The sequence below is a fragment of the Butyrivibrio sp. genome, assembly GCF_017635265.1.
Lineage (GTDB): Bacteria > Bacillota > Clostridia > Lachnospirales > Lachnospiraceae > Butyrivibrio.
Map to the genome: position 1 here is coordinate 1 of NZ_JAGBLU010000044.1, position 8,594 is coordinate 8,594.

General features: G+C 39.0%; 9 protein-coding genes and 1 pseudogene. 6 read left to right on the forward strand and 4 right to left on the reverse strand.

Features of this window, described 5'->3' with window-relative positions; genetic code table 11:
* Positions 1-283 precede the first annotated feature (283 nt).
* The 4 genes from J6O61_RS06045 (at position 284) to J6O61_RS06060 (ending at position 3,667) form a co-directional block, all read left to right on the forward strand.
* Positions 284-790, forward strand: a complete 507-nt coding sequence (locus J6O61_RS06045) for a hypothetical protein (RefSeq protein ID WP_292210803.1) — start codon at positions 284-286, stop codon at positions 788-790.
* Between the two features lie 436 nt (positions 791-1,226).
* Positions 1,227-1,556 (forward strand): helix-turn-helix transcriptional regulator, encoded by a 330-nt coding sequence (locus J6O61_RS06050; protein WP_292210806.1) that lies wholly within the window; start codon positions 1,227-1,229, stop codon positions 1,554-1,556.
* A 79-nt stretch (positions 1,557-1,635) separates the two neighbouring features.
* Complete coding sequence (locus tag J6O61_RS06055) at positions 1,636-2,781, forward strand: Lin1244/Lin1753 domain-containing protein (protein ID WP_292210808.1); 1,146 nt, start codon at positions 1,636-1,638, stop codon at positions 2,779-2,781.
* Positions 2,735-3,667 (forward strand): DUF6633 family protein, encoded by a 933-nt coding sequence (locus J6O61_RS06060; protein ID WP_292210811.1) that lies wholly within the window; start codon positions 2,735-2,737, stop codon positions 3,665-3,667. The genes J6O61_RS06055 and J6O61_RS06060 overlap by 47 nt, the downstream gene beginning before the upstream one ends.
* Before the next feature lie 221 nt (positions 3,668-3,888).
* Here J6O61_RS06060 and J6O61_RS06065 read toward each other — a convergent pair whose 3' ends face one another.
* From J6O61_RS06065 to J6O61_RS06075, 3 genes are all read right to left on the reverse strand, one after another.
* Entirely contained in the window at positions 3,889-4,923 is a 1,035-nt protein-coding gene (locus tag J6O61_RS06065) for a tyrosine-type recombinase/integrase (RefSeq protein WP_292210814.1), read from the reverse strand.
* Positions 4,913-5,626 carry a tyrosine-type recombinase/integrase gene (locus J6O61_RS06070; protein WP_292210816.1) on the reverse strand — a complete coding sequence of 238 codons (714 nt, stop codon included), beginning with the start codon at positions 5,624-5,626 and terminating at the stop codon, positions 4,913-4,915. The genes J6O61_RS06065 and J6O61_RS06070 overlap by 11 nt, the downstream gene beginning before the upstream one ends.
* 248 nt (positions 5,627-5,874) lie before the next feature.
* Positions 5,875-7,113, reverse strand: coding sequence for a tyrosine-type recombinase/integrase (locus tag J6O61_RS06075; RefSeq protein ID WP_292210819.1), 1,239 nt, complete (start codon positions 7,111-7,113; stop codon positions 5,875-5,877).
* Positions 7,114-7,271: 158 nt separating this feature from the next.
* On the opposite strand from J6O61_RS06075, the pseudogene J6O61_RS06080 reads away from it, so the two are divergent.
* Both J6O61_RS06080 and J6O61_RS06085 read left to right on the forward strand, forming a co-directional pair.
* A pseudogene (locus J6O61_RS06080) lies at positions 7,272-7,877 on the forward strand (ParA family protein); the annotation flags it as partial.
* 4 nt (positions 7,878-7,881) lie between these two features.
* Positions 7,882-8,208 carry a hypothetical protein gene (locus tag J6O61_RS06085; protein WP_292210821.1) on the forward strand — a complete coding sequence of 109 codons (327 nt, stop codon included), beginning with the start codon at positions 7,882-7,884 and terminating at the stop codon, positions 8,206-8,208.
* A 168-nt stretch (positions 8,209-8,376) separates the two neighbouring features.
* Here the strand turns inward: J6O61_RS06085 and J6O61_RS06090 are convergent.
* Positions 8,377-8,594 (reverse strand): hypothetical protein (locus J6O61_RS06090; RefSeq protein ID WP_292210823.1); only part of this gene is annotated, 218 nt, incomplete at its 5' end.

An 8,594-nucleotide genomic window follows, 5' to 3' on the forward strand; every position in this document is an offset into this window, starting at 1 on the left:
ATAACTTTACAAAGTTACTAAAAATCAGCAATATACGCAAATTTTTAGACGATTATTTTACTAAATATTGTAAATATATTTAGTTAATTTTCTTACCCAAATTTTAACACAAAAACGTCAGAGTTAACTTAACACCCTAGGGCCGTTCTATATTGAACGAGCTCACCAGTCTCTTGGTCTCTTCTTGGCGCAGTATCTCTGCAACGGATTTAATCTTGCTGATGCGGCGCGTCTTGAATATGGTTCCACTTATTGGAAGGAGGGTGGCCGTGCCTTTGAGTTCATGAGAAAGAAAACGGCAGCACGAAGTAACGACATGTCTGTCGTCATCGTTCCAATTACTCCTCCACTCCAGAAGATTCTGGATGAGATAGCCGCCCCCCCTGTAAAAGGTGCTTATGTATTTCCATTTATTTTTAAGAATGTAACAGACGAGGTAAAACGAAGGAAGATTCAAAGACAGGAGAATACCAACATCCGGGAACGTGTACAACGTGTCGTAAAAGAAGTACTTCATTGGGATAAGGTCATATCAGGTACCTGGGCTCGGCATTCCTTCGCCACAAACCTGAAATTGGCAGGAGTAGAGGAAGAATATATTGCTGAGAGTATGGGACACTCTCATGGTAACGATGTAACAGCAGGATATATGGATAAGTATCCTCTGGAGATAAGGTTTAAATATAACGCCAAGCTATTAAATTTTGACAAAGACAATCCTGAGATTGAGGTTGACAATCTTTCAAAAAAAGAGTTGAGGCAATTGGTGAAAAAATTATTAGGTAAGTAATTTGGAGGAAAATATTTAGTCATTAATAAAAATATCGTAAATAAATACAATTAGATCTATTGATAAACTCAACTCATTAAGAGCAATAAATAAAAAATGAGTACCCATTGGGCCTGCGTGGAGAGAGCACGATGGAGGGAATGTCACCGCACTGGAGCAGCTGGTCAAGTGGCATATGATTCATAATGTAACTCGTTTTAAGCAGACGCTAAGTTGCTGAGAATCAGCGATTTGAAGAAAGTTTGACGTTTTTTCCTGTCAGTCAACACTTTTTTCGACAGCTCATCAAAATGCTCTATATTGCTGAAAATGAGTCATATAGCTAAAATTTAGCACGCTGAATTTTAACATTTGGGGTCCCCAAAAAGTCGGGAAAGTGTTAAAATTCGACGATTTTTTATTTTTTTCATTGAGCAAATAATGTTCTTCTGTAACTTTGCTGAAAAATAAACATATTATGGGTAACGACTTATTATCAACGATTGAAGCGGAAATAGAGAAGCGAGCCAAAGAAATGGCGGAGAAAATGTTGAGAGATATGCATCCACAACCTACGCCATCGGATATCGCTCCTAACGGTGAGGTGATAACTCCATTTCTTGTTGGCGGCAAGAAATTCTTAACTTGTAGCCAAACAGAGGCGCTCACGGGCGTGAAGTACCCAGCGCTTTGGAGGTGGAAAAAAGAAGGTAAGTTAAACTATCGGAAGGTAGGAGGAAGACTTCTCTTCCTCTATGATGATGTTCAACGCATTATCACCGACTGAACCTCTGAATCAAAATAAAATAAAGCACCCGAGTTTAAAACCAGGAAGCAAGTCTTATAAGTTATCTAAAATATAATTTATGGCAAGACCTTTAAAAAATAACGCGGATTATTTTCCTCATAGTGCTTCAATGAGAAATGAGGTGAAGATAAAAGCTCTTCGCCGACATTTCAAACGTTGGGGATATGGCATATGGCAATATTTGCTTGAATACCTCACAGAATCCAATTTCTTCAGGATGGAAATGGATGACCTTACTATAGAATTGGTTGCGGCAGACTTTGATAGCGATAAAGAGGAATTTCAATTATTTATCGATTATTGCATCAAAATAGAGCTTTTAAAAATAATTGAATGTAATAGAAAAAAATATCTAACCTGCCCATTGTTAGACGAAAGTCTTTCGTGTCTCGTAGAAAATAGAAAGAAGGAAAGATTAAAGAAACAAGCCACCAAAGTTCTCTCGAGGGAAAATGAAGTTTTCCAAGGGGAAAACAGAGATATACCGAGAGGAAATGAAGTTTTCCCTATAAAAAACACACAAAGTAAAGAAAAGGAAAGTAAAGTAAAGAAAAGAAAAGAAAATAATATTATCGATTCTTCACTTCGTTCAGAATCTCAGTCATCGGACGAACCGATGACTGTCGGGGATGATGAAAGAAACTCTGGAGGTGTTGGCTTTGACAACAGAGAAGAAGGGAGTTCTTTAAAGGATACGGAAAAGGTTAAGATACGGAAACAAGAAAGATGCGGAAACGATTCTTTGGACAACAGAGGTGGAAGCAGTTCAGATAAAGAAATCAACCTTCCGGCTTTTATAGAGTTCTTCAACCGCACGTTAAAGGAGCATCATTCCGTCATTCCGCCTATTGTGAAGATTGGCGGTCAGCGGAAAGAGCGTTTGTTGGCTCGTGTGAAGGAGTATAGCAAGGAGGCGCTTATGAAAGCTGTCATCAATGCTGCCACAGCGCCATTCCTCAACGGAGCCAGTGATAAGCCTTTTGTGGCCTCTCTCGATTGGATTGTCCGTCCAAACAACTTTCCCAAGGTTCTCGAAGGAAACTATAATCACACAGTAATAAACCCAAATACTCAGCTATATGGAACAAGCAGTAGTAACAACGGCTATAGAACAGCTGAAGACCTCCGACAAGGAGCAGCAACAATTATCAGTCGCCGTGCAGCAGCAAGTCAGCAACCTGACGAAGAACTTCCAGTCGTTTGAGGATTTTGCCATCAAGTATAATCCTAAGACTCAAGTAAAATTTGGCTGTGATGAGCGTAAAAGCATCATGGCTGATTATTCTACGCTTGCTACACTTGATTTGGCATTAGGAAAGCATTCTTCTTCAAATTGGTTAACTGTTGCCATTTCTGATCTGAACATTTTCTGTGGTTCAAAGAGTATGACGGACGAACAAATAGAAGATCTTGCAGATTTTATTGCTTCTGAGTACAAGGATATGAAATTCTCCATGATGCAGCTGTTCTTCTATCGCTTTAAGCGTGGTGATTTCGGTAAGTTCTATGGCAAGGTGGATCCGATGGTCATTACATGCGCCTTGAAGGACTTCGTTGAAGAGTGCGCCAAGAAGCGTGACGAATACCTCACTGAGGAATATGAGGCACGTAAGAAGGAAGCAGACAATGCTCGTCAGGCTCTCTTCCAGAAGTGGCATATCTTCTTTGCTGAGTTTATGAAGGAAGTCAAAGAGGAAGATAAAGATGACTTATCGGGAGTCTGCATTGAAAAGGTCTTTGAGCTGGATAACTGTATTCGTATTGAGACAACAAAAGATCAATATGACCTGTTAGAGGGTGTTTATTTCAACACCTTCTCACGGCTGTTTCAGAAAATAATTCCTGGTATATCGATTCAGTATAAGGTTAAAAAGCCTTCACCTGAGGCTGTTAAGCAGCAGCAGGATTCTAATCGTAATATTCAGCAGATCAACGAACAGAATATCTCTCTATCTTCAGCTAAAGCCGTGATAGACAATATCTACGATTTACCTAAAGATGGCATTACTCAGATGCGTAACGTCTTTTTCAAGCGTTATGGCTGTACTCCGGAAGAATATCTGAAGAATAACCATCAGACAAATCATTAAATTTTCTGACCTGTGAACACTAAGAATATGCACAAGCAGATAAATCGATAAAGGTCGTCATTCGAATTAAAGATATCAATTCAAATTGCAAGTAATATGAGAAACAAAATTGTACTTTTTTCAAACATGAAGGGCGGTTATCTCAACTAATAATTTATCCCAACTTCACATAGAACCTATTGATATTATGATATTGCTCTCGTGAAAAGTTGGGATAAATATTACATGCCAAGTAATGAACGAAGTTTGGCTATGTCACTTTTTTTGTCCTTCCACTTCTTCTTAGTAGGGAGATTATTGTCTTTCTCCATTTGTGTAAAAGCTTGTAACTTTTGATTTATCGTAACATCAAGATACACCATTGTTGTTTCGATGCTGGCATGTCCCAAGAATTTTGATAGTTCTGCAAGGTTTAAAACCTTATCTTCCAAAAGATGTTGTGCCCTTGCATGTCGGAATTGGTGCGGGTGGATGTTATCAGGAATATCAGGACACTTTACCCGGGCATTGCTTGCTATTTGTTTGATACGTTTTCTCATGCATTCCTGTGATAGTTTGCCTTTTTCATTGCGAACCGGTGAGAAAAACAGATAATCAGTAGGAACAGGAGATGGTCCATGATGGGTCTCAATATATTCTTCTAGAATTTTCGCATCTTCCTTGAAAATAGGTATTGTCCTCAACTTGTTTCCCTTGCCTAAAACAATAATAAATGATTTTTCTTTTTCAATGTGGACATTCTCAATTGTAAGAGATAATATTTCGTCCAATCTCAATGCTGCACTGTAGAGAATCTGCATGAATGCCCTGTCTCTGATGTCTTTTTTCCCCCCACCCAGCTCTGACAAAATTGCATGAATTCCATTTTTAGATATGCCACACACTTTTGTCTGTTGCCCTTTTACGGGCTTTACATAGTCAGAGATGTCGAAATATAGACTACGGAGAGTATTGTCACAAGAGCCAATGTACTTAGCAAAACTTTTTATCGCAGCTAATCTTGAATTACATGTGGTTGCAGAATTGCCTCTCTTTTCAACCAACCACTTCATCCAATTGTTTACAACGCCTGGAGATAAGTTGTCTGGAGTCAGTTCTGTGACCCCAGACAACTCGAGATATTCAAGGAATATATTCAATGCCCTTTTATATGTTCTAAGAGTAGCTGTGCTACTAATTCTGAGTTTAGGCAAATATGTGGTTACCCAGTCATAGACATAGCGGTCTAATGTTAGCTTTTTTTTATTATTCTTCATTGTTGTATAATGGCAATATGTCCTGGTATGGAATTGAACCTTTATGTTTTAACTTTGTGGCAAAGCAGGGGGCAAGATGGAAATAGTGCATAGTACTTGAAAACTTTGTATGCCCCATTGTCCTGCCAAGATAGATGAGTTTGTCGTTGATTTCATAACCTATATTTTCCCAGCTGTTGATGTTGGTTATTGCATAATTATGTCTGAAATTGTAAGGGATGGCAGATTGATTTGAACTAACACGTGCCCATACTACCCGAAATATCCTTGTCAACCACTGCTCTTGTCGTGGTAGATCTTTGTCAGAAGGGAAAAAGAAAGTTCTATTTGGCATATACTTCTCCATAGCAGAATCGTAGTCGCATAATAAATCCCACATCGATTTGTGCAATGCCACTCTATGCCTGTCGTTACCCTTTGAATCGTTAATATTTACGACTCCCGACTCCAAATGCACATCATTGCGTTTAAGAAGTCGTAATTCGTTGGTGCGCATTCCACTACTGAAGAGCAAACGGAACATCACGGGAACAGTCATGGTTCTTACCATGGCTTGATCTTTTTTATAATCTTTGATTCTTATTATATATTTGTCCAGTTCTATGAAAAACAACGTCTTTTCTTCTTCTGTAAAGAAATGTGGAATGTAGCCTCTTGGCTTATATGCAGGAACTGTTGGCAAATCCAAAGTTGTCCAATTCATTTTGCGAGCAAAGCGGACGAATTCTCTAATGACACTTACACGGAAAGAACAAGAGTTTCCATGTTCAGTATCTCTTTCTTTACACCAACAAAGCATTCCTTCCGTTAACGACTTTGTGGTGGGAAAATTCTCTGCACAGAACTTATCAAAGCAACATAGGAAATACTCAGAAGATCTGTTCCATCTCTGGGTCCCTTTCTTATATTGGACAAAAGAATCAAATTGGTCCTTAAGTCCTGATTTGAATATTATCTCGGCCATAAGCTTCTTAGTGTTTTATTAATTGGATACGAAGAAACATCTAAAGCAAATTCACGTAGAGTTTCAATGTCAGAGTCCACGTAATGATTGAGAGATTGTGGAAGCAAATGACCAAGGATAGAGCTGATAACAGGCTGAGAGACTTTCTTAGACAGTAAATATGTTGCCACATGATGACGTAAGAGTCTGCATCCCACTTCTCCTCCATTTAAACGGATACCGGCAGCATTAAACACCTTTTTTAGATGGTACCAAATATCCCCCATCTGTGTAGTCGGAGCTTTGGCATGGACAAATATGACTTTGTCTTCACTCTTCGGCCTTTCATTCTCCAAATAGTCCAATATAGCATTCCCGACCATAGCGCTTAAAGGAAGTTCCAATACGTTACCCGTTTTTGATTGTGTCAGAGTTATTATGTCTCTATTAAAATCGACATTATCCATTGTCAGAGACATTACATCTGTTGAACGTAGTCCGTAATAATAGATAGTTGCAGCCAATGCCTTATCGAATAGTGACAGGCCGTTTTGCTCATCTGTTATGGCCCTTGCAAAGCTATGAGACTCTTCTTGCGTCATATACTGATAATTTGACATCTTTCTTGGAATATACGGAAGAAGATCCATGAAATCAAGTGCATCACTACGCAAATCAGTTTTTACACATCGCATTATAGCCCTAATAGCCATTTTGTGACTTTTCCCTTTAACAGGCTTTGTCCCATCATAAAAAAAGGATGTCACATCTGCAACATTTGCATCTTGTATTTTGTAAACTCCTCGTTTTTGAAGATATAGGAAGAATGACACTCCTACGTTGTAATATGATACAATACGGGGATGGTCATGCGACAGGAGAATTGGTGCATTTGTTCTATAATTGTCAACTAGAAATGCGAACTGTTCTGACAATTTAGGAACAGCAGGCTTGTTGGTAATGAAAGGATGATGAATGGCTCTGCTGGGCAATTGACCTTTTTCATCAAATCTTCGCACAAGTGCAATAGTGTGCCCCAATTCTCGAAGTGTGTCTTGCTTGACTTTTAACTTCTTCCGCTCTGCCAGATAACAATACACCTGTTCATAGGTGTCAAACTGTGGGCCATACAAGAGGACATCCCTAATTGCATACTTTACAGATAGGATATATCTTTTACTATACCCTTTTTCTGCAAGATAATTAAGAAGCACATCTTTAGTGTTTTGTAAATTTGCAGTATTCATTTTGAATTAAAAAATAAGAAAACGCTGCAAAATTACAAAATTTTATCTCAACTTTTCAAACACAACGTGTAGTGTATCAGGAATATACATACACAGTTGGGATAAATTATTAGTTGAGATAACCTCCTTTACCCTGACTTTGGGATAAGGGTGGAACCGGAAAGACCACCCTTCTTGAACTGTTCGCTTCCTATGCCATTGAGAAGGAAGTGCCAGTACTGGCTATGGATGCAGATCCTCAGCTTTCTCTCTACAAAGATCGTCTGGATGACCTGCAGGTCAATCCAGAAGCTTCTCCCTCTTGGCTTATCAAACCTATACGTGTTGATGAGAATGCCACTGCTGTTATCGAAAAGATAAAGGCTGTTCCTGGAGTGGTACTGATTGACTGTCCCGGTAATATCGACAACAATTACCTCCAGCTGCTTTTCAAGGCTGCAGATGTTGTAGTGATGCCGTTTAGGTATGACAGGAAAAATGTACGCGAGACGGCTACGTTCTGTGGCATCTTTAAGATGGTCAATAACAAGGCTCAGATCGTCTTCGTGCCGAATATGGTGAAGTCTATCTGCGAGAAGCGTGGAGAGTTAGTAGATGCCAGGAATATGGCTTACGACGCTTTTGGCAAGTTGGGGTTTATTACAGCTCGAATAATGGAACGTGTGGAACTGGAATGTTGTAATACACTATCACTGAATTATAAGCAGCGCTTTGAGGTTAAATACGCATTTGAGAAGATTTTGCAATTTATAAAAAAGCAGTAGGAATATGAAAAAGAGAAAGAACATACAGCCTCTTGACTTTGATATGGCTTCCGAGGCTTACCAAACAGCTGGTGTTGAAGCAACTCCAAGTCCTTCAAATGAAGAGAAGAAGAGTGTAAAACAGACGGTCTATGACTGGGATAGATTTTGTTTTATATGTGACAAAGTCCTGGTAGCGAAGGTTAAGGCTATCGCTGAGAAAGAAGGGCTTTCTATACGCGAGCTGATGGAGCATATGATAACCATCGGAATCAGTCGCTATGAGCGCAAAAACGGCGCAGTGAACGTTGACGTACCTATCTCAAAGAAAAAGATCAAGGATCTCTTGTAGTCAATATTGTTTTCATCATTGATTACGATGTTTCAAACACTATTGTTTATAGTATTGATAACAATATTGTAAACAGTAATGTTTACCATTGTGTTTACAATATCAATACTTTTGTAGAAGAATTATAGACCAAAGTAAGGAGTCATACAACATCTTCAGTTACCTTGTCTACAATGTTGTAACAATATTGTGAACATTATCGAAAGCATTTATGTAGATATTATTGTTTACATCATGGTTGTCAAGTTTGTAAACAACCAATGAGGTCTTCATATGGCTTTGATACCATCCGAAGGCCTCACTCGTCACGAGAGTGTTGCCGTAACAATCAGCGCTACCATCAGGATAAGTCTTCTCCAAATCCATCGTGGAATCCTGCGCCATAC

Bases quoted from the DNA above. Each gene is read 5' to 3' on its own strand.
- J6O61_RS06045 (WP_292210803.1), top strand. From the start codon at position 284: ATGAGAAAGAAAACGGCAGCACGAAGTAACGACATGTCTGTCGTCATC.
- J6O61_RS06055 (WP_292210808.1), top strand. From the start codon at position 1,636: ATGGCAAGACCTTTAAAAAATAACGCGGATTATTTTCCTCATAGTGCT.
- J6O61_RS06065 (WP_292210814.1), bottom strand. From the start codon at position 4,923: ATGAAGAATAATAAAAAAAAGCTAACATTAGACCGCTATGTCTATGAC.
- J6O61_RS06070 (WP_292210816.1), bottom strand. From the start codon at position 5,626: ATGAATTGGACAACTTTGGATTTGCCAACAGTTCCTGCATATAAGCCA.
- J6O61_RS06075 (WP_292210819.1), bottom strand. From the start codon at position 7,113: ATGAATACTGCAAATTTACAAAACACTAAAGATGTGCTTCTTAATTAT.
- J6O61_RS06085 (WP_292210821.1), top strand. From the start codon at position 7,882: ATGAAAAAGAGAAAGAACATACAGCCTCTTGACTTTGATATGGCTTCC.